The sequence below is a fragment of the Streptomyces sp. NPDC051133 genome, assembly GCF_040682635.1.
Taxonomy (GTDB): Bacteria; Actinomycetota; Actinomycetes; order Streptomycetales; family Streptomycetaceae; genus Streptomyces.
The window spans coordinates 1-20,586 of sequence record NZ_JBFBBK010000048.1; the positions used below are offsets into that span (position 1 = coordinate 1).

The window sequence follows — 20,586 nt, forward strand, 5'->3', positions numbered from 1 at the left end:
GTTGATTTTTGGCACGCTGTTGAGTTCTCAAGGAACGGTCGCTTCCTTTGTACTCACCCTCTCGGGCTTTCCTCCGGGCTTCCCTTCGGTGTTTCCGACTCTATCAGATCTTTTCTCGATCCGATTTCCTCGGTGCTTTCCAGGTTTCCGCTCTCGCGGTTTCCTTTCCGACGGTTCCGACTTTATCAGAAGTTCTGAGTCGGCTTTCCCGCCCCGCCCGGTCACATGTGTCCAGCGCGTGAAGTGCTGGGGTTCCCGGTTGGGCGGAGCCGTAAACGTACTGGAGCGGGGCGCCCCGATGCAAATCGAGGTGCCCCGCTCGGGTCATACGCCGACGGGTCGTCAGACCTCCACGACCACCGGCAGGATCATCGGCCTGCGGCGATAGCTGTCCGAGACCCACTTGCCGAGGGTGCGGCGGATGAGCTGCTGGAGCTGGTGGGGCTCCACGACACCGTCCTGCGCGGACCGCTCCAGCGCTTCCGTGATCTTCGGGAGGACGTCGGCGAAGGCCGAGTCCTCGATGCCGGAACCGCGGGCCTGTACGTGCGGGCCGCCGGTGATCTTGCCGGTGGACGAGTCCACGACCACGAAGACCGAGATGATGCCCTCGTCGCCGAGGATCTTGCGGTCCTTGAGCGCCGGCTCGCCGACGTCACCGACGGAGAGGCCGTCGACGTAGACGTAACCCGCCTGGACCTTTCCGGAGATCTTGGCCTTGCCCTCGACCAGGTCCACCGCCACGCCGTCCTCGGCGATGACGATCCGGTCGTGCGGGACGCCCGTGAGGGCACCCAGCTCGGCGTTGGCGCGCAGGTGGCGCCATTCGCCGTGGACCGGCATCAGGTTCTTCGGGCGGCAGATGTTGTAGAAGTACAGCAACTCGCCCGCGGACGCGTGGCCGGAAACATGCACCTTGGCGTTGCCCTTGTGGACGACGTTGGCGCCCCAGCGGGTCAGGCCGTTGATCACGCGGTAGACCGCGTTCTCGTTCCCGGGGATGAGGGACGACGCCAGGATGACCGTGTCGCCGTCGACGATCCGGATCTGGTGGTCCCTGTTGGCCATCCTCGACAGCGCGGCCATCGGCTCGCCCTGGGAGCCCGTGCAGACCAGGACCACCTCGTGGTCGGGCAGGTCGTCCAGCGTCCTGACGTCGACCACCAGGCCCGGCGGGACCTTCAGGTAGCCGAGGTCGCGGGCGATGCCCATGTTGCGGACCATGGAGCGGCCGACGAAGGCGACCCGGCGGCCGTACTCGTGGGCGGCGTCCAGGATCTGCTGGATGCGGTGGACGTGGCTGGCGAAGCTCGCCACGATGATCCGCTTGCGGGCGTTCGCGAAGACCTGCCGCAGGACGTTGGAGATGTCCCGCTCGTGCGGGGTGAAGCCCGGGACCTCGGCGTTCGTGGAGTCGGTGAGGAGGAGGTCGATGCCCTCCTCGCTCAGCCGTGCGAAGGCGTGCAGGTCGGTGAGGCGGTTGTCCAGCGGGAGCTGGTCCATCTTGAAGTCGCCGGTGTGGACGACCATGCCGGCGGGCGTGCGGATGGCGACGGCGAGGGCGTCCGGGATGGAGTGGTTGACGGCCACGAACTCGCAGTCGAAGGGGCCGACGCGCTCGCGGTTCCCCTCGGCCACCTCGAGCGTGTACGGCCGGATCCGGTGCTCCTGGAGCTTGGCCTCGATCAGCGCGAGGGTCAGCTTGGAGCCGATCAGCGGGATGTCCGGCTTTTCGCGGAGCAGGAACGGGACGCCGCCGATGTGGTCCTCGTGGCCGTGCGTGAGGACGATGCCCTCGATGTCGTCGAGGCGGTCCCGGATGGACGAGAAGTCCGGCAGGATCAGGTCGATTCCGGGCTGCTCCTCCTCGGGGAAGAGCACTCCGCAGTCGACGATCAGAAGACGGCCGCCGTACTCGAAGACCGTCATGTTCCGGCCGATCTCACCGAGGCCGCCGAGCGGGGTGACGCGAAGGCCACCCTCGGGGAGCGGCGGGGGCGGGCCGAGTTCAGGATGCGGATGACTCAAAAGACTCTCCTCACCATGCGCGCCACGTACCGGTCGGGCACGTGGCGCGCATGACGTTCGTGCAGAAGCAGTTGTCGTTGTCGTGTGCAGGCACCGGTGGCCTGCGTATGCGGTTGTTCTTCAGTTGTGAAGCATGTGGGGCCCTGAGGGCCCGGATGGTGCGAAGTCTGTTGCTAGAGCTGTACCCCGCCGGCGGCAAGATCGATCTTGAGCTGGGCGATCTCCTCGGGCGAGCACTCGACCATGGGCGAGCGCAGCGGGCCGGCGGGCAGGCCCTGCAGGGCGAGGGCGGCCTTGGTGGTCATGACGCCCTGCGTGCGGAACATGCCGGTGTAGACCGGGAGCAGCTTCTGGTGGATCTCGGTGGCCTTGACGACGTCACCGGAGACGTGGGCGTCCACGAGGGCGCGCAGGTCGGGGGTGACCAGGTGGCCGACGACCGAGACGAAGCCGACCGCGCCCACGGAGAGCAGCGGGAGGTTCAGCATGTCGTCGCCGGAGTACCAGGCGAGGCCGGACTGGGCGATGGCCCAGCTGGCGCGGCCGAGGTCGCCCTTGGCGTCCTTGTTGGCGACGATGCGGGGGTGCTCGGCGAGCCGGACCAGGGTCTCGGTGCTGATCGGGACGCCGCTGCGGCCGGGGATGTCGTAGAGCATGACCGGCAGACCGGTGGCGTCGGCGACGGCCGTGAAGTGGCGGTACAGGCCCTCCTGCGGGGGCTTGTTGTAGTACGGCGTGACGACCAGGAGGCCGTGTGCGCCGATCCGCTCGGCCTCACGGGCCAGCTCGATGCTGTGGCGGGTGTCGTTGGTGCCGACGCCCGCGACGACGTGGGCGCGGTCTCCGACGGCCTCCAGGACGGCTCGTACCAGGTCCGATTTCTCCGCGTCGCTGGTGGTGGGGGACTCGCCGGTGGTGCCGTTGACGATCAGGCCGTCGTTGCCTGCGTCCACCAGGTGGGCGGCGAGCCGCTGCGCGCCGTCGAGGTCGAGTGCGCCGTCCGCCGTGAAGGGCGTGACCATGGCGGTGAGGACCCGCCCGAAGGGGGTCTGCGGAGTCGAGGTCGGAGCCATGGGTAACACGCTACTCGGTGCTCCCTGGGTGGTCTGCCCTCGGGGGGTCGGGTAAGTCCGGACAAATGCGGAGCCCGGCACTGCCTGCTCGGGGGTTCAAGCAGTGCCGGGTCCGTTTGATCAGGCTAGATGAACTTCTCTAAATGCCGCAATACGGACACTTCGCCAGGCTGATCCGTACATCCGTTCCGGGCGTGGGAACAGGGCTTCGTTACGGGGCCACACGTCCGTTCGCGTTGAAGGCTGCGTAGGTCAGCGGCATGAGCGCGGCCCATTCCGCCTCCATCCTCTCGCCGACCATCTCGATCTCCCGCTGCGGGAAGGACGGCACCTTGGCCAGCTCGTGCTGGGTGCGCAGGCCGAGGAAGTGCATCAGGGAGCGGGCGTTGCAGGTGGCGTACATCGAGGAGAAGAGGCCGACGGGGAGGGCCGCGCGGGCCACCTCACGGGCGACGCCCTCGGCGAGCATCTTCTGGTAGGAGGCGTACGCCTGCTCGTACGACTCCCGCAGGGTGCTGCTGACCGCCTCGTGCTGGGCCGGGGTGCCCTCGACGAAGACGTACTTGCCGGGCCGGCCCTCCTGGACGAGCTTGCGGGAGGCGTCGGGGACGTAGAAGACGGGCTCCAGCTCCCGGTAGCGGCCCGACTCCTCGTTGTACGACCAGCCGACCCGGTGCCGCATGAACTCGCGGAACACGAAGATCGGGGCGCTGATGAAGAAGGTCATCGAGTTGTGCTCGAACGGGCTGCCGTGCCGGTCGCGCATCAGGTAGTTGATCAGGCCCTTGGAGCGCTCGGGGTCCTTCTTCAGCTCGTCGAGGGACTGCTCGCCGGCGGTCGAGACCCGGGCGGCGAAGAGGACGTCGGCGTCCGAAGCGCTGGACTTCACCAGCTCGACGGTGACGTCGCTGCGGAACGTGAGCGACTCGGGGGTGGTCACGGGGGTTGGGGTCCTTCCCATCACTTCTTAGGTTCGCGCCCACCTTACGGGGCACCCGCCCCGGCCACGGCAGTGCATGGCCTCAAAAATCCCACCACGGATTTTTTCCGACATGGGCACCTTTTGTGTCACCGGAGCGTCTGTACCGGTGAGGCCTGCACGTTCGATCCCGACTCCCGAGAGGAGAGGCAACCGCGATGTTCCGTCGGCGCGAGCCCGTACCCTTCGCCTTCCTGGCAGAGGCGGACCGGTTCCGCAGCAATGTCACTCCCCCGCCCCGCCCGCGGGCGTCCTTCGGCGAGATGGCCGGGCGCTCGCTGCTGGGTCTCACCCTCGTCGCCGGGCTCGTGGGCGCCCTGATCCTCGGCACGCCGGCGCTGTCCACACCTTCCAGTACGTCGCTGCAGCAGTCCCAGGCGTCCCAGGGGCACTGACCCGTCCCGCTGACCCTTCCGGACGCTCCAGGCTGGTGGGGCGGAACACGGCCGGATAGCCTCACCGGGCACAGCCCACGCGAGGACCGAGTGAGGACCAGCCGTGCCCCTGCCCTTCCTGACGGCCGACCGCACCTTCGAGGCGGCCTGGAGCGCGCTGCCGTACGCCGACCCCGACCGCTGGCGGCGGCCGTACCGCCCTGGTCCCTGGCGGGTGGGGGTGGCCGCGCTCGGGCTGCTGCTGGCCTCGTTCGTGCTGTTCGGCGCGGTCCTCATCGCCCTGACCGGCTCGGCCTCCTCCGCCGGGGCGGTCCTGGGCGCGGGTCTCGCGCTCGTCGCCGGTGCGCTGCGGTTGCTGCGCATGGGGGTGTGGGTGAGCGGGCGCGGGCTGCGGCAGGTCCGCTTTTTGGTGACGCGGACGGTCCCCTGGGCGCGGGTGGTGTCCCTGCGGACGGTGCAGCAGCCGGTGCGGTGGGTGGGGCTGCCGCGGACGGTGCAGGGGCAGGCGCTGGCGCTCGTCCGCAAGGACCGCGGCGCCGGTGACACACCGCCGCTGCTGACCACGCACTCCCTGGACTTCCTGGGGCGCCCGGCCGCGTTCGACCGGGCTGCGGACGTGGTGGAGGCGTGGGCGGCCGAGTACGGGCGCGGCTGACCGCTGGGGGCGGCCCTCCCTTCGAGGGCCCTGTGCCGGTGGCGGCCGGAGGGGCGGGCGCTGCTCGCCGAGAGGCGCCGCTGCGCCCACCCGTGCCGCCTCCGGGGTCCCTCCCGGGCCTTTGAGGCGGGGAGGCGCGACGGCCCGCCGGAGCGCGCGTCGTCCGGCTGCCGCCGGGGCGGGACTTGGCCGGTGTCAGGCCTGGACGGGCTTTCCGTCGTGCAGGGCGATGGCCCGTTGCATCGCCTTGCGGGCGCGGGGGGTGTCGCGGGCGTCGTGGTAGGCCACGGCCAGGCGGAACCAGCAGCGCCAGTCGTCGGGGGACGCCTCGGTCTCGGCCTTGCGCTTGGTGAACACCTCGTCGGCCGAGTCCCGGTCGATCCGGCCGCTCGGGAGGCGCCGCAGCTCGTCCACGGGCAGGCCGCCCTCGGCGTCGAGTTCGGTGGCGAGGGCGTTGGCCCTGCGGACGAACTGGGTGTTCTTCCACAGGAACCACAGGCCGATGACCGGCAGGATCAGCACCGCCACCCCGAAGGTGACGGTGACGACCGTGCCGGACTGGATGAGCATCACGCCGCGGCTGCCGACCAGGACGAAGTAGAAGACGAGGACGGCGGCCGTGACGAGGTAGGTGATCTTCGCGCGCATGACGAGGTGGGCTCAGCTCAGGTCGAGGAAGTGTTCCAGGCCGAAGGTCAGGCCCGGAGTGGTCACCACGCGGCGGGCGCCGAGCAGGATGCCCGGCATGAAGCTGCTGTGGTGCAGGGAGTCGTGGCGGACGGTGAGGGTCTCGCCCTCGCCGCCGAGCAGCACCTCCTGGTGGGCCAGGAGACCGCGCAGGCGGACGGCGTGGACCGGGATCCCGTCGACGTCGGCGCCCCGCGCGCCGTCGAGGGCCGTCACCGTGGCGTCCGGTGCCGGGGCGGTGCCGGCCGCCCGGCGGGCCTCGGCGATGAGCTGGGCCGTGCGCGTGGCCGTACCGCTCGGGGCGTCCACCTTGTTCGGGTGGTGCAGCTCGACGACCTCGACGGACTCGAAGTACGGCGCGGCGATCTGCGCGAACTTCATCGTCAGGACGGCCCCGATGGAGAAGTTCGGCGCGATGAGCACACCGGTCTCCGGGGAGTCGGCGAGCCAGCCCTTCAGCTGCGCGAGGCGCTCCTCGGTCCAGCCCGTCGTCCCGACGACCGCGTGGATGCCGTGGCGCACGCAGAAGTCCAGGTTGTCCATGACCGAGTCGGGAGTGGTCAGCTCGACGACGACCTGGGCACCGGCCGCCGTCAGCGTCTCCAGCGTGTCGCCCCGGCCGAGGGCGGCGACCAGTTCCATGTCCTCGGCGGCGTCGACCGCCCGGACCGCCTCGGACCCGATCCGGCCCTTGGCACCGAGGACCGCCACGCGCAGCTTGCTCATCTGTTGTGCTTCCTTACCGAAGACGGAGGGGTTAGGCGACGGCGTCGTGCAGCCGCCCGGCCTGCTTGTCCTTCAGCGGGCCGATGACCGACAGCGACGGGCGCTGTCCCAGGATGTCCCGGGCGACCGAGCGGACCTCGTCCGGGGTGACCGCGGCTATCTTCGCCAGCAGGTCGTCGACGGACATCTGCTCGCCCCAGCACAGCTCGCTCTTGCCGATACGGTTCATCAGCGCGCCGGTGTCCTCCAGCCCGAGGACGGTGGAGCCCTGGAGCTGACCGATGGCGCGGCCGATCTCGTCGTCGGTCAGGCCGTTGGCCGCGACGTGGTCGAGTTCGTCCCGGCAGATCCTGAGCACGTCGTGCACCTGGCTCGGCCGGCAGCCGGCGTAGACGCCGAACAGGCCGCAGTCGGCGAAGCCGGAGGTGTACGAGTACACGCTGTAGGCGAGGCCCCGCTTCTCCCGGACCTCCTGGAAGAGCCGGGAGGACATGCCGCCGCCGAGGGCGGTGTTGAGCACGCCCATGGCCCAGCGGCGGTCGTCGGTGCGGGAGATGCCGGGCATGCCCAGGACCACGTGCGCCTGCTCGGTCTTGCGGCCGAGCAGCTCGACCTTGCCGGCCGTGCGGATCGTCCGGCTGCCCTGGCGCGGGCCGATGGGCGTCACGTCCGGGTTCCCGAAGGCGCCCGCCTTCTCGAAGGCCGCGCGGACCTGTCGTACGACCTTGTTGTGGTCGATGTTGCCGGCGCAGGCGACCACGAGGTGGGTCGGGTCGTAGTGCTTCCGGTAGAAGCGGCGGATGCGGTCGGCGGTGAGGGCGTTGACCGTGTCGACCGTGCCGAGGACCGGTCGGCCGAGGGCGTTGCCGCCGAACATGGTGTGCGCGAACAGGTCGTGCACGCAGTCGCCCGGGTCGTCCTCGGTCATGGCGATCTCTTCGAGGATCGCGCCGCGTTCGACGTCGACGTCCTCTTCCAGGATCAGGGAGCCGGTCAGCATGTCGCAGACGACGTCTATGGCGAGCGGCAGGTCGGTGTCGAGCACGCGTGCGTAGTAGCACGTGTACTCCTTGGCCGTGAACGCGTTCATCTCGCCGCCGACGGCGTCGAGGGCGGCGGAGATGTCCAGCGCGCTGCGCCGGGAGGTGCCCTTGAAGAGCAGGTGCTCCAGGTAGTGCGTGGCGCCGTTCAGGGCCGGGGTCTCGTCGCGGGAGCCGACGTGCGCCCAGATGCCGAAGGTGGCGGAGCGGACCGAGGGCAGGGTCTCGGTGACGATGCGCAGGCCGCCCGGGAGGGTGGTCTTGCGGACCGTGCCGATGCCGTTCTGGCCCTTGATCAGGGTTTGGGTACGGGCGACGGCCCGCGCCTCCGAAGAGGGGCGGGCCGTCACCTTGGAGCTACGGGAGGTCACTGCTCGGCGTCGTCCTTCGCCTCGTCAGAACCTTCCTCGCCCTCGATCACCGGGACGAGGGAGAGCTTGCCGCGGGAGTCGATCTCGGCGATCTCGACCTGGACCTTCTGGCCCACGCCGAGGACGTCCTCGACGTTCTCCACGCGCTTGCCGCCGGCGAGCTTGCGGATCTGCGAGATGTGCAGCAGACCGTCCTTGCCGGGCAGCAGGGAGACGAACGCACCGAAGGTGGTGGTCTTGACGACCGTACCCAGGTAGCGCTCGCCGACCTCGGGCATCGTCGGGTTGGCGATGCCGTTGATCGTGGCGCGGGCGGCCTCGGCGGCCGGGCCGTCGGCGGCACCGATGTAGATGGTGCCGTCGTCCTCGATCGTGATCTCGGCGCCGGTGTCCTCCTGGATCTGGTTGATCATCTTGCCCTTGGGGCCGATGACCTCACCGATCTTGTCCACGGGGATCTTGACGGTGATGATCCGCGGGGCGTTCGGGGACATCTCGTCCGGCGTGTCGATCGCTTCCATCATCACGTCGAGGATGTGGAGGCGGGCGTCGCGGGCCTGCTTGAGGGCCGCGGCCAGGACGGAGGCCGGGATGCCGTCCAGCTTGGTGTCGAGCTGGAGGGCGGTCACGAACTCCTTGGTGCCGGCGACCTTGAAGTCCATGTCGCCGAAGGCGTCCTCGGCACCGAGGATGTCGGTGAGGGTGACGTAGTGCGTCTCGCCCTCGATCTCCTGGGAGATCAGGCCCATGGCGATACCGGCGACGGGGGCCTTCAGCGGCACACCGGCGTTCAGCAGCGACATGGTGGAGGCGCAGACCGAACCCATGGACGTCGAGCCGTTGGAGCTCAGCGCCTCGGAGACCTGGCGGATCGCGTAGGGGAACTCCTCGCGCGTCGGCAGCACCGGCACGAGCGCGCGCTCGGCGAGGGCGCCGTGGCCGATCTCGCGGCGCTTCGGGGAGCCGACGCGGCCGGTCTCGCCGGTGGAGTACGGCGGGAAGTTGTAGTTGTGCATGTAGCGCTTGCGGGTCACCGGGGAGAGGGTGTCCAGCTGCTGCTCCATGCGGAGCATGTTGAGGGTGGTGACGCCCAGGATCTGGGTCTCGCCACGCTCGAACACCGCGGAGCCGTGCACGCGCGGGATGGCCTCGACCTCGGCGGCCAGGGTGCGGATGTCGGTGACACCGCGGCCGTCGATGCGCTTCTTCTCCCGGATGACGCGCTCGCGGACCAGGGTCTTGGTCAGGGAGCGGTACGCGGCGGAGATCTCCTTCTCGCGGCCCTCGAACTCGGGGAGGAGCTTCTCGGCGGCCAGACCCTTGACGCGGTCCAGCTCGGCCTCGCGCTCCTGCTTGCCGGCGATGGTGAGCGCCTGGGCGAGCTCGGGCTTGACCGCGGCGGTCAGGGCCTCGAGGACGTCGTCCTGGTAGTCCAGGAAGATCGGGAACTCGCCGGTCGGCTTGGCGGCCTTGGCGGCGAGGTCGGCCTGGGCGCGGCACAGCACCTTGATGAAGGGCTTGGCGGCCTCCAGACCGGCGGCGACGATCTCCTCGGTCGGCGCCTCGGCGCCGCCCTCGACCAGCTTGATCGCCTTGTCGGTGGCCTCGGCCTCGACCATCATGATCGCGACGTCGCCGTCCTCCAGGACGCGGCCCGCGACGACCATGTCGAAGACGGCGTCCTCGAGCTCGGTGTGCGTCGGGAAGGCGACCCACTGGCCGCGGATCAGCGCGACGCGGACGCCGCCGATCGGGCCGGAGAAGGGCAGGCCGGCCAGCTGCGTGGACGCGGACGCGGCGTTGATCGCGACGACGTCGTACAGGTGGTCCGGGTTGAGCGCCATGACCGTGCAGACGACCTGGATCTCGTTGCGCAGGCCCTTCTTGAAGGACGGGCGCAGCGGGCGGTCGATCAGGCGGCAGGTGAGGATGGCGTCCTCGGAGGGACGGCCCTCACGGCGGAAGAAGCTGCCGGGGATCTTGCCGGCGGCGTACATCCGCTCCTCGACGTCCACCGTGAGGGGGAAGAAGTCGAGCTGGTCCTTGGGGTTCTTGGAGGCGGTGGTGGCCGACAGCACCATGGTGTCGTCGTCCAGGTACGCCACGGCGGAGCCGGCGGCCTGCTTGGCCAGGCGGCCCGTCTCGAAGCGGATGGTACGGGTACCGAAGGCGCCATTGTCGATGACGGCCTCGGCGTAGTGGGTCTCGTTCTCCACTAGCGTTTTCTCCGTTACGTATCGTCTTTCGTCCCTTGGCTGCCCGTGTGGCAGGGGGACTGTGGCGGAGAAGCGCGCCGTCTGGTGCGGGCCGGTCTTCGATCGAAGCACCCGGGGCTCACTTCCCCCCGGGGGCCACTACCGAGGACCGGCGGCGGCGAGGTGCGCTTCTCCTCGTTCTGTCCTGCGTTGTGTTCTGCGTTGCGTGTCGTACGTACTGCGTTGTGCCTACCACACTACAAAGCGTGTGTGACACTCCGCACGTTTCCGCATGTACGACGAAGGGAGCGGTCCCCGAGTGCTACCGGGAACCGCTCCCTTCACGGCGTCTTACTTGGCGCCCGCCGCACCGCGGCGGATGCCGAGGCGGTCGACCAGCGCACGGAAGCGCTGGATGTCCTTCTTCGCCAGGTACTGCAGCAGCCGGCGGCGCTGACCGACGAGGATCAGCAGGCCACGACGGGAGTGGTGGTCGTGCTTGTGGGTCTTGAGGTGCTCCGTCAGGTCGGAGATCCGACGGGAGAGCATGGCGACCTGGACCTCGGGGGAGCCGGTGTCACCCTCCTTGGTACCGAACTCGGAGATGATCTGCTTCTTCGTAGCGGCGTCGAGCGACACGCGTACTCCTCATGAGTCTGATGAGTGCCACCGAGTGCCCCCGGTCTACGTCTCGGGGAGCTTCCGTTACTCGGGAGGCGGGGATCCGCTGGGCGCGGCCTCCAGGGCGCTGGGCTCCGGGGGCGCGTACACGAACGGCCGTCACACAGGGTACCAGGAGGTGGCCGGCATCTTTCCCCCGGTTTCCGAACCGCCCGGGCGGGCCGTCACCGGCCACTAGGGTGAGCGCCGGCACCCCGTAGGCACCCCGGGAAGGGATCGCTGCACGATGACGGAGACGGAAGCGGAGATCAAGGCGCGCAAGGAGCGGGAGCGGGACGAGCTGTACGCGCTCGACATCTCGGGCGTCGAGTGGCACTGCGCGCCGGGTACGGAGGAGCACGAGGAGCGCGTCGAGATCGCGTACCTCCCCGCCGGGGCGGTGGCCATGCGTTCCTCGCTGGATCCCGGGACCGTGCTGCGCTACACCGAGGCGGAGTGGCGGGCGTTCGTGCTGGGGGCGCGGGACGGCGAGTTCGATCTGGAGCCGGTGCCGCACGACGGGGGACCCGTCGCGCAGTGAGCGGCCCACGCGGTACGGCACCGGGCCCCGGCTCCTGATCGGGAGCCGGGGCCCGGTGCCGTACCGCGGAGATTATTTGCTGGTCATCGCGCGCGCGCTCGCGTACACGTCGAAGACCGCCAGGGTGAGCGGGATCAGGGTCAGCAGGACGAAGCCCTCGCCGATCTCCAGGAAGCGGCCCCAGAACGGGGTGAGCCCGCCGCGCGAGAGGACCAGGCCCAGCGTCGTGACCAGGGCACCGGCCGCGGCGATGACCGCGATCAGCCAGATGGTGCGGATGTCGAGGTCGGTGCGGTGGCCGGCGAGCGCCTCGAGCATCACGTGCCGCGGCGGGTTGAGGGCGAGACCGAGGCCGAGCAGGACCAGCGCGCCGAGGCCCGCCGCCAGGACGGGGGCGACCTGGGCGGTGTAGCGGAAGAGGCCGGCGCGCATGAGCATCGCGACACCGGTGGCGAGCGCGAGCAGCTGGGCCCAGATGTCGTCGGAGAAGCCCAGGACGGCCGAGGCGCCGACGGCGAGCAGCGCGCAGCCGCCGACCAGGCCGACGAGGAGTTCGTGGCCGCGCCGGGCCTGGGCCTCGATGCGCCCGGTGTCCACGGGCTCCGGCGCGGCGGACTCGGTGCCGTAGGCGGAGCGGGGGGTGCCGCTGCTGGGGTTCTCGAAGCCGATCGGCAGCCGGGCGAAGCGCATGGACATGCCGGGCAGGAAGGCGAGGGCGCCCACGGCGACGGGCGCGCACAGGCCGGCCATCTCGGTCGCGGACCAGTGGGTGAGGGTCGCGACGAAGACGACGACGAGGGCGACCGCCGAGGCGAACACGAAGGACACGAAGGGGCCGTCGCCGTGCGGGGAGCACAGGGCGAGGACGAGGGCGGCGACGAGGACGGCCGCGCACGCCAGCAGGAACTGCAGTCTGCCGATGCCCTCGCCGGCGGTGAGCGGCAGCAGTCCGCTGCCGGCGACACCGATGTTGGGCAGCGCGCCGAGACCGAGGGCGACGGCCGAGCCGCGGTCGTCGTAGACGCGGGCGCGGACGGCGGAGAGCACGACGAGCAGGATGCCGGTGACGGCGGCGAGGATGCCGGCCAGGCCGTTCATGTCGTGGCGCGGGTCGGCGGTCCAGGCGACGAAGGCGAGGAGGGCCGGCAGCACGCCGCCGCCGACGAGGCCCGCGGCCCGGGTCAGTTCGCCGCTCCACAGCTTGTGCTGCTTGGTGACGGCGGTGGCGACGGCCTCGGCGACGTCGTCGAAGACGGCCGGCGGCAGCGACTCCGCGAACGGGCGCAGCGTGAGGAGTTCGCCGTCGAGAATGCGCTGGGCGGCGAAGGAGCGGGCGCTGTCCAGCACGGTGCCGTCGGTGCGGACGAGGTGGTAGCCGACCGGGGCGCCCGTCTCGGGGCTCTGCTGGGACAGCCGGAGGATCTCCGGGTAGAGGTCGGCGACCGGGACGTCGTCGGGCAGCGCCACGTCGATGCGGCTGTCCGGCGCGACGATGGTGACCCGGCAGAAGCCGAGTCCGGTGCCGGACGCGGAAGGGGCTCCCGTCCCGGGTCCGCCGGTGGCGGCGGCCGTCATGCTCACCTGCTGCTCCCCCTCAGTGGTGGTGGTGCGTCTACTTCGTGAAGGTCTCGTGCCGGTTCGCCGCGTGCGCGGCGGCGCGGGCGCCGGGCGCCCGGATTCCCGGGCCCTGCCCCTCCGAATTCGGGCGGGGTGTCCCGGTTTTTCCGGCCTGCTCGGCGTGTGCTCACGCGAACACCCGGCACCCTACCGCTCACCCGTGCCGGGTGAACTCAGTAGGATCACGCGGCGGCCTGCGCCCGCCGGACACGGGGCGGTGGGCGGAAAGCCTGGGTCGGGCAAGGGAATTGGTGAGCGGTGAGCCAGATTGTCGTCAAGCGCCCCCCTAGGGCGCTGCCGTCCGAAGTGCCCACACAAGAGGTCGTTGTCGAGGCACCGCCCGAACTGCCTCGGGGGCACCAGGAGAGCGTGCTGATGCAGCTCCTGCCCACGCTGGGCATGGGCGGCTCGGTCGTCTTCTTCTTCACGAACGGCCAGCCGTTCATGAAGATCATGGGCATGATCATGATCGCCTCGACGGTGGGCATGTCCATCGCGATGGTGGTCCGTTTCCGCCGGGGCTCACAGGGTCAACTGGCCGACATGCGCCGCGACTACCTCAGCTATCTGTCGCAGACGCGCAAGGCGGCCGTGGACACGGCCCGTACGCAGCGGGACGCGCAGTACTACCTGCACCCCTCCCCCGAGCAGCTGTGGGCGCTCGTCGCCGAGGGCAGCCGGGTGTGGGAGCGGCGGCCGGGCGACGAGGACTTCGCGCACGTGCGCGTCGGCCTGGGCCCGCAGCCGCTGGCGACCCCGCTGGTCGCCCCGGAGACGGGGCCGGTGGAGCAGCTGGAGCCGCTGACCGCGGGCGCGATGCAGCGCTTCGTCGCCTCGCACAACACCGTCGGCGATCTGCCGATGGCGGTGTCGCTGCGCGCCTTCTACCACGTCACGGTCAGCGGTGAGCCGCAGTCCGTACGGTCCTCCGCCCGCGCCCTGGTCGGCTCGCTGGCCTCGCTGCACTCCCCCGAGGACCTGGTCATCGCGGTGGCCGCGGGCCGGGAGGCGCTGCCGCACTGGGACTGGGCGAAGTGGCTGCCGCACGTGCAGGCGTCCGGTGCGGTGGACGGCGCGGGCAGCCGCCGGCTGATCGGCGCCGACCCGCGCGAGCTGGAGGACCTGCTGTCCGTCCGGCTGACGGGCCGCCCGCGCTTCCACCCGGGCGGCGCGCCGGTGCTGGACGCACCGCACATCGTGCTCGTCCTGGACGACATCTCCCTGCTGCCGGACTCGGTGCTCGCCAACCCCGAGGGCCTGCAGGGCGTCACCGTCGTCGAGGTCGTACCCGGTGAACTCACCACGGCCGGCGGCGACCTGTCCGTCGTCGTACAGCCGGGCCTGCTGCGTCTGGAGTCCGGGCACGGCGAGGTCTACGAGGGCATCCCGGACGCGCTCTCCTACGAGTCCGCCGAGGCGCTGGCCCGGCAGCTGGCGCCGCTGCGCATGGCGTCGGGCGGCGACGACGACGAACCGCTGCTGGCGAACCTGGAGTTCACCGACCTCCTCGGCCTCGGTGACGCGGCGTCGGTCGACACCAAGCGGACCTGGCGCCCGCGCGCGCTCGCGGAACGGCTGCGGGTGCCGATCGGTCTCGGCGAGGACGGCCGGCCCGTGATGCTGGACCTGAAGGAGGCCGCGCAGGAGGGCATGGGCCCGCACGGCCTGTGCGTCGGCGCCACCGGTTCCGGCAAGTCGGAGCTGCTGCGCACGCTGGTGCTGGGCCTGGCGGTCACGCACTCCTCGGAGACCCTGAACTTCGTCCTCGCGGACTTCAAGGGCGGTGCGACCTTCGCCGGCATGGCGCAGATGCCCCACGTGGCGGCGGTCATCACCAACCTCGCCGACGACCTCACCCTGGTCGACCGCATGGGCGACTCGATCCGCGGTGAACTGAACCGCCGCCAGGAGCTGCTGCGCGACGCGGGCAACTACGCCAACATCCACGACTACGAGAAGGCGCGCGCGGCCGGCGCCCCGCTCCAGCCGATCCCCTCCCTCGTCCTGGTGATCGACGAGTTCAGCGAACTGCTGACCGCGAAGCCGGACTTCATCGAGATGTTCGTGCAGATCGGCCGCATCGGCCGTTCGCTGGGCGTGCACCTGCTGCTGGCCTCGCAGCGCCTGGAGGAGGGCCGGCTGCGCGGCCTGGAGACGTATCTGTCGTACCGCATCGGTCTGCGCACCTTCTCGGCGGCCGAGTCCCGCGCGGCCCTGGGTGTCCCGGACGCCTACGAGCTCCCGAACGTCCCCGGTTCCGGCTTCCTGAAGTTCGGCACCGACGAAATGGTCCGCTTCAAGGCGGCGTACGTCTCCGGCGTCTACCGCACGGGCGGCCCGCGCACGGCCCTGCCCGGCGGTCAGCTGCCGGTGGACCGGCGCCCGGTGCTGTTCACGGCCGCCGAGGTGCCGGTGCACTACGTGGCCATCCCCCAGCAGCGCACCGAGTCGGCCCCCGAGGTCGACGAGGCGCTGGCCGACACGGTCCTCGACGTGATCGTGCGCCGGCTGGAGGCGCAGGGTCCGGCGGCGCACCAGGTGTGGCTGCCGCCGCTGGAGAGCCCGCCGTCGCTGGACGCGCTGCTGCCCGGCCTCGCGGCGGTGCAGGGCCGCGGTCTGACCCAGCCGAACTACGAGGGCGCCGGCCGTCTGGTCGTCCCGGTCGGCCTGGTCGACAAGCCGTACGAGCAGCGCCGTGACCGCCTGATGCTCGACTTCTCGGGCGCGGCCGGCCATATGCAGATCATCGGTGGCCCCCAGTCCGGCAAGTCGACGCTGCTGCGCTCGCTGATCTGCTCCTTCGCGCTCACCCACACACCGCACGAGGTGCAGTTCTACGGGCTGGACTTCGGTGGCGGCGGTATGGCGGCGGTGGACGGCCTGCCGCACGTCGGTGGCGTCGCCTCCCGCCTCGACCCGGAGCGCGTCCGCCGCACGGTCTCCGAGGTGTACGGCGTCCTGACCCGCCGCGAGGAGTACTTCCGGACGGCCGGCATCGCCTCGATCGCCGACTTCCGCACCCGCCGCGCCCGCGGCGAGATCTCGGTGACGGACCAGCCGTGGGGCGACGTGTTCCTGGTCATCGACGGCTGGGGCAACTTCCGCACCGACTACGAGGCCCTGGAACCGGCGGTCCTGGACATCGCCGCGCGGGGTCTCGGCTACGGCATCCACGTGATCATCACGGCGTCGCGCTCGATGGAGGTCCGGGCCAACCTCAAGGACCACCTCATGAACCGTCTGGAGCTGCGCCTGGGCGACGTCATGGACTCCGAGATCGACCGCAGGGTGGCGGCGAACGTCCCCTCGGGCGTCCCGGGCCGTGGTCTCTCCCCGCAGAAGCTGCACTTCATGGCGGCGGTCCCGCGCATCGACGGCCTCACCTCCGACACCGACCTGGCCGAGGCCACGGCGGCGCTCACCACCGAGGTCGGCCGCCACTGGCAGGAACCGGGCGCCCCGAAGGTCCGCCTGCTGCCGCGCCAGCTGGAGGCCGTGCAACTCCCGCCGGGCGACCGCTTCCCGCAGCGGGGTATCTCATTCGCGCTGGACGAGGAGGCCCTGGAGCCGGTGTTCCTGGACTTCGAGCAGGACCCGTTCTTCCTCGTCTTCGGCGAGAGCGAGTCCGGCAAGTCCAACCTGCTGCGGCTGCTGATCAAGCAGCTGACGCTGCGCTACAGCGGCGACGAGGCGAAGTTCTTCGTCGTCGACAACCGGCGCTCGCTGCTGGACCTCACGCCCGCCAGCCACTTGGCGGAGTACATCCCGATGTCCAGCCAGATGGACCACCACATGACGGCCCTGGCCGACCTCATGCAGCGCCGCAGCCCCACGGCCGACGTCACCCCGCAGCAGCTGCGGGACCGGAGCTGGTGGCGGGGCCCGCAGGTCTTTGTCGTCATCGACGACTACGACCTCGTGTCCACCTCCAGCGGCAATCCGCTCAGCGGCCTGACGGAGATGCTGCCGTTCGCCCGCGACGTCGGCGTCCGCTTCATCATCGCCCGCTCCTCGGCCGGCGCGGGCCGCGCGTCCTACGAGCCGTTCATGCAGCGCATGAAGGAACTCGGCGCCCAGGGAATCGTCCTCGCGGGCGACCCGGCGGAGGGCGACATCCTGAACGGCGTCCGTCCCCGTCCGATGCCGGCGGGCCGGGGCGTCTTCGTCTCCCGGAAGCGGGGGAAGCCGTTGGTTCAGACGGGGTTGGTGGATGTGGAGTACTGAGGCGCACACGGCGTAGCACGCTTGACGAAACCCCCGCCTGCGGGCGGGGCACGGGGAACACGGGGAGGGACCGCGCATGGCGTGGGACGAGTGGGAAGAGTTGAAGTCGGAGGCCGCGAAGGGGCCGTCGACGCACATGCAGCTGAACCAGCTGGCCCCGGCCGGCGGCGGAGGCGGCGAGAGCACGCGCGGTGACCTCACCGTGCACCAGACGGACCTGGCCGCGATCGGGTCCGCGGCGCACGAACTGTTCCAGGAGTTCGGACGGTACAGCGATCACGCCCGGATCGCCTCCATGAAGGCAGCCGGAGGCCTGGAGAGCCAGGGCTTCGCTCTGGGCTCCGCCCTCGACCACGTCGCCGAGCACTGGGTCGACCAGGTGCAGACCCTTCTCGACGCCTGCGCTCACATCTCCAACCACATGCGCTACACCAAGGACCAGCACGCGGCCGACGATTCCTACATCGGCGGCACTCTCAGCAGCATCTCCCAGCTGGACAAGGGCTTCGACGAGCGGAAGGACGGCTGACGGCGATGGATCTCGACGCACTGCGCCACGGCAACTTCTCGCAGCTCGGTGAGGCCATCACCGACTGGGAGGAGATGACCAAGAAGCTGGCGACGCTTAAAGAGGACGCGCAGAAGAACCTCAAGGGCAAGGCGGACAAGGCGAGCTGGAACGGCGTCAACGCCAAGGTGAGCCGCGAGTTCATCGACAAGACCGCGCAGGAGTTCGCGGACGCCCACACCCAGGCCGACACGATCACCAACATCCTCAAGGACACGCGTGGCGAACTCATCGGCTACCGCACGCAGTTGACCGACGCCATCGCGCGCGGCGACAAGAAGAACCTCACGGTCATCGACACCGGCCACGGCACTTTCTCCGTCACGGGCAACACGCGCCCGGACTGGGCCTCCGATCCCAGCGGCAAGACGAGCGCCACCAGCCAGCAGGACGTCGACGACCTCCGCGACGAGATCCAGCGCATCCTCAGCAAGGCCGGGGAGAGCGACAACAGTGCCGCCAAGGTACTCCGGCTCCTCGTCGACCAGACCAAGTACGGCTTCTCCGACGCCGCCTACAAGGACCGCGACACCGCCGCCGACGCCGTCGAGAACGCCGACAAGCTGGCGAAGATGGCCAAGCACCCGGACAAGATGTCCGCTGCGGACATTGCCGAATTCAACCGGTACCTGGAGAAGTACCACGACGACCCCCTGTTCTCCGAACGGTTCGCCGAGGGTCTGGGCGGCAAGGGAACACTCCAGTTCTGGACGGACATGGTGGACGCCCACACCGGCGCCCGGGGCGCGGAACTCAAGAGCATGGAGGAACTGCAGAAGAACCTGAGTATGACGCTGGCGACGGCATCATTCTCCGATTCGGACGGCATGAAGGCCTGGAAGTCGGACCTCCTCAAGGAGATGAACACAAGTTTCCACCCCGACAACAAGGTGCCTTCCCAGCTGAACCCCATCGGTGCGCTCGGCTCCCAGGTGATCAGCAGCCTGATGCGGCAAGGGAAGTTCGACACCGAGTTCCTCGACGACTACCGGACCAGGCTGTTCAAGCAGGACAAGGGTGCCGGCGACGTCAACACCAACGCGCTCTGGGTGAAGGGCTACGACCACATCGACCTGGTCTTCGGCAGCGGAAACGGACGCGACCCGCTGGACGGCCTCTTCGACGCCCTCTCGCACAACCCCGAGGCCGCCACCCACGCCTTCGAGTCCAAGTCGGACCTGGACCACATGCTGAACACGTCGCGCTACACGGATCGCGGCACGTCTCTGGGGCATGCCCTGGAAGCGGCCGTGACCGGTCGCGCGGCCGGTGAACTGAACCCGACCCCTCCGCACAGCAGCACCCAGGTCAAGATCATGGCCAACATCATGGCGGCGGTCGCCGACTCGAACGATGGCGGAGGTCTCGTGACCAAGGCCATGGGAGCGAGCTTCGGGCACATGGCTGCTGCCTACATGCCCGAAATAAGCCGCGAGTTGGGTGGACCCAATTCGGAGAAGGTCTTCCTGTCGACCAGTGACGCACCTCATGGCCTCGACAAGACCGACGTAGTCCGGTTCCTGACGCAAGTGTCGAACGACGCGAACGGGCGGGCCGCCATCCGATACGGCGAGAGCATCTACACCGACAGCCTCCTCGAAGCCCATATGGCCGACCCCTCGCTGTTCCATGGAAGTTCGACGCAAGTCATTCATGACATCGCATACAACTCGGGAATGATCGAGGGAATCGTGGGCCGCGCGGTCGCCGACTCCGATGTCGCCTCCTCTCTCGAGATGGAAAAGCAGGAAAATGACGCAATGGCCCAGCAGGGGGAGGTCTTCAAATCATTCCTTGCGGGAGCGGTCGGCATGGGGGCTGTGGCACTCTGCCCGGAGGGTAAGTTCGCCGAAATAGGCGCCGGAGCAGGCGGCGGCTTTTTCGGTCAGGTTGCAAGCATCGCAGTCGACACCATGTACGACGGGAAGCAGCAGGACGGCATGCTGGACGCCTCGCTGTATCGAACCGGCAAAGATCTCAACGCGATGCAGGATTCAGTCAATCAGCAGGCGCAGTGGGCAGTGCAAGAGGCCATGAAGAAGCATCACTCAACCCTTCCCACGGATGGCACTCTTGATCTGGTGCGCAATGCCGCAAATGACGGCTGGCGTGACAGCGACGGCATCATGGAAGACGTCGAGAAGCGTCCCAGCGCCTGATCTGCAAGCCATTCATGAAAGCAGTCCCGATGAGAAAGAGCACGAGACAGTTCACCCTCGGGTCCGTCGCCCTCTGCCTGGTGGCAGGCGGAGGGTGGTTCGGGTACCAACAGCTGTTCACGAAAGGCCTCGACAGGCTCTCCGAGAAGGTGTGCGACGGCGCTGTTGCGCGTGCGACCGTAATCCGTGTCCTTCCCGACTCGAGGTCGGCGGAGCAAAGCGCCGAACGGAACGGTTCAGGCACGAGTTTCACCTTCTCGTGTCGCGTGTCTACGAGCGGTGATTCACTTCTGTCGGGAGAAGTGAAGGTCCAGGAAACGTCCGAGAAGACGTGGGTCGACTTTTACGGAAGTAATGCCGACACCGCTCTCATCCGCTCAGCCGCCGACGGCGTGGAGGCTCTGGCGCAAATCGACAACCGCCACGGCACTGCTTCCGTATACGTCCCGTGCGTTCCCCAGGGGGTGAAGGCCGGCGCGGCTTCCGAGTCCTACGCACTCGTCACGGAAGCGCGCGCGATCGGAGACACCAGGTCCAGCGGAATCACTTTGCGTCAAGCCGTGACGGACTTCGCCTACCAGCTCACCAAGCGTGCTTACACGGTGGGAGAATGCCAGACGCCACGGGCATTCCCGGCGGAGCTGCCCCGTTACAAGGCACCCTGACCG

General features: G+C 69.4%; 16 protein-coding genes. 7 read left to right on the forward strand and 9 right to left on the reverse strand.

The genetic code is table 11. From position 1 onward, the window contains the following. Positions 1-342: 342 nt before the first annotated feature. From AB0N17_RS35060 to thyX, 3 genes are all read right to left on the reverse strand, one after another. Positions 343-2,028 carry a ribonuclease J gene (locus AB0N17_RS35060; RefSeq protein ID WP_366015672.1) on the reverse strand — a complete coding sequence of 562 codons (1,686 nt, stop codon included), beginning with the start codon at positions 2,026-2,028 and terminating at the stop codon, positions 343-345. Between the two features lie 173 nt (positions 2,029-2,201). Continuing rightward, a complete protein-coding gene (gene dapA, locus AB0N17_RS35065; protein ID WP_366015673.1) occupies positions 2,202-3,101 on the reverse strand; it encodes a 4-hydroxy-tetrahydrodipicolinate synthase in 900 nt (299 codons plus the stop codon). Positions 3,102-3,312: 211 nt separating this feature from the next. Then, on the reverse strand, positions 3,313-4,062 hold the full coding sequence (thyX, locus tag AB0N17_RS35070; protein ID WP_366015674.1) for an FAD-dependent thymidylate synthase: 750 nt from the start codon (positions 4,060-4,062) through the stop codon (positions 3,313-3,315). Between the two features lie 176 nt (positions 4,063-4,238). Here thyX and AB0N17_RS35075 point away from each other — a divergent pair, with 176 nt between their 5' ends. Together AB0N17_RS35075 and AB0N17_RS35080 are read left to right on the forward strand one after the other, a co-directional pair. After that, entirely contained in the window at positions 4,239-4,475 is a 237-nt protein-coding gene (locus AB0N17_RS35075) for a hypothetical protein (RefSeq protein ID WP_366015675.1), read from the forward strand. A gap of 103 nt (positions 4,476-4,578) precedes the next feature. Next, positions 4,579-5,130 (forward strand): hypothetical protein, encoded by a 552-nt coding sequence (locus AB0N17_RS35080; protein ID WP_366015676.1) that lies wholly within the window; start codon positions 4,579-4,581, stop codon positions 5,128-5,130. Positions 5,131-5,325: 195 nt separating this feature from the next. On the opposite strand, the gene AB0N17_RS35085 is transcribed toward AB0N17_RS35080, so the two are convergent. The 5 genes from AB0N17_RS35085 to rpsO all read right to left on the reverse strand — a co-directional run bounded on the left by AB0N17_RS35085 (position 5,326) and on the right by rpsO (position 10,788). Next, a complete protein-coding gene (locus AB0N17_RS35085; RefSeq protein ID WP_366015677.1) occupies positions 5,326-5,778 on the reverse strand; it encodes a tetratricopeptide repeat protein in 453 nt (150 codons plus the stop codon). A 12-nt stretch (positions 5,779-5,790) separates the two neighbouring features. After that, on the reverse strand, positions 5,791-6,543 hold the full coding sequence (gene dapB / locus AB0N17_RS35090) for a 4-hydroxy-tetrahydrodipicolinate reductase (RefSeq protein WP_366015678.1): 753 nt from the start codon (positions 6,541-6,543) through the stop codon (positions 5,791-5,793). 31 nt (positions 6,544-6,574) lie between these two features. Next, complete coding sequence (locus AB0N17_RS35095) at positions 6,575-7,954, reverse strand: pitrilysin family protein (RefSeq protein WP_366015679.1); 1,380 nt, start codon at positions 7,952-7,954, stop codon at positions 6,575-6,577. Beyond that, positions 7,951-10,170, reverse strand: coding sequence for a polyribonucleotide nucleotidyltransferase (locus tag AB0N17_RS35100; protein WP_366015680.1), 2,220 nt, complete (start codon positions 10,168-10,170; stop codon positions 7,951-7,953). The genes AB0N17_RS35095 and AB0N17_RS35100 overlap by 4 nt, the downstream gene beginning before the upstream one ends. A 330-nt stretch (positions 10,171-10,500) precedes the next feature. Next, entirely contained in the window at positions 10,501-10,788 is a 288-nt protein-coding gene (rpsO, locus tag AB0N17_RS35105) for a 30S ribosomal protein S15 (protein WP_030041128.1), read from the reverse strand. Positions 10,789-11,056: 268 nt separating this feature from the next. On the opposite strand from rpsO, the gene AB0N17_RS35110 reads away from it, so the two are divergent. Then, positions 11,057-11,350 (forward strand): DUF397 domain-containing protein, encoded by a 294-nt coding sequence (locus AB0N17_RS35110; RefSeq protein WP_366015682.1) that lies wholly within the window; start codon positions 11,057-11,059, stop codon positions 11,348-11,350. Between the two features lie 72 nt (positions 11,351-11,422). Here the strand turns inward: AB0N17_RS35110 and eccD are convergent, their stop codons facing one another. Continuing rightward, positions 11,423-12,925 carry a type VII secretion integral membrane protein EccD gene (gene eccD, locus AB0N17_RS35115; RefSeq protein ID WP_366015722.1) on the reverse strand — a complete coding sequence of 501 codons (1,503 nt, stop codon included), beginning with the start codon at positions 12,923-12,925 and terminating at the stop codon, positions 11,423-11,425. Between the two features lie 300 nt (positions 12,926-13,225). On the opposite strand from eccD, the gene eccCa reads away from it, so the two are divergent. The 4 genes from eccCa to AB0N17_RS35135 all read left to right on the forward strand — a co-directional run bounded on the left by eccCa (position 13,226) and on the right by AB0N17_RS35135 (position 20,583). Beyond that, positions 13,226-17,191, forward strand: coding sequence for a type VII secretion protein EccCa (gene eccCa, locus AB0N17_RS35120; protein WP_366015684.1), 3,966 nt, complete (start codon positions 13,226-13,228; stop codon positions 17,189-17,191). A gap of 76 nt (positions 17,192-17,267) precedes the next feature. Further along, positions 17,268-17,720, forward strand: a complete 453-nt coding sequence (locus AB0N17_RS35125; protein WP_366015685.1) for a hypothetical protein — start codon at positions 17,268-17,270, stop codon at positions 17,718-17,720. 5 nt (positions 17,721-17,725) lie between these two features. Beyond that, complete coding sequence (locus tag AB0N17_RS35130) at positions 17,726-19,918, forward strand: hypothetical protein (protein ID WP_366015686.1); 2,193 nt, start codon at positions 17,726-17,728, stop codon at positions 19,916-19,918. 29 nt (positions 19,919-19,947) lie between these two features. Beyond that, entirely contained in the window at positions 19,948-20,583 is a 636-nt protein-coding gene (locus AB0N17_RS35135; RefSeq protein ID WP_366015687.1) for a hypothetical protein, read from the forward strand. Positions 20,584-20,586 lie beyond the last annotated feature (3 nt).

Coding starts and splice junctions, on each gene's coding strand:
- dapA (WP_366015673.1), bottom strand. CDS start 3,101: ATGGCTCCGACCTCGACTCCGCAGACCCCCTTCGGGCGGGTCCTCACC.
- thyX (WP_366015674.1), bottom strand. CDS start 4,062: ATGGGAAGGACCCCAACCCCCGTGACCACCCCCGAGTCGCTCACGTTC.
- AB0N17_RS35075 (WP_366015675.1), top strand. CDS start 4,239: ATGTTCCGTCGGCGCGAGCCCGTACCCTTCGCCTTCCTGGCAGAGGCG.
- AB0N17_RS35085 (WP_366015677.1), bottom strand. CDS start 5,778: ATGCGCGCGAAGATCACCTACCTCGTCACGGCCGCCGTCCTCGTCTTC.
- dapB (WP_366015678.1), bottom strand. CDS start 6,543: ATGAGCAAGCTGCGCGTGGCGGTCCTCGGTGCCAAGGGCCGGATCGGG.
- AB0N17_RS35110 (WP_366015682.1), top strand. CDS start 11,057: ATGACGGAGACGGAAGCGGAGATCAAGGCGCGCAAGGAGCGGGAGCGG.
- eccD (WP_366015722.1), bottom strand. CDS start 12,925: ATGACGGCCGCCGCCACCGGCGGACCCGGGACGGGAGCCCCTTCCGCG.
- AB0N17_RS35125 (WP_366015685.1), top strand. CDS start 17,268: ATGGCGTGGGACGAGTGGGAAGAGTTGAAGTCGGAGGCCGCGAAGGGG.
- AB0N17_RS35130 (WP_366015686.1), top strand. CDS start 17,726: ATGGATCTCGACGCACTGCGCCACGGCAACTTCTCGCAGCTCGGTGAG.
- AB0N17_RS35135 (WP_366015687.1), top strand. CDS start 19,948: ATGAGAAAGAGCACGAGACAGTTCACCCTCGGGTCCGTCGCCCTCTGC.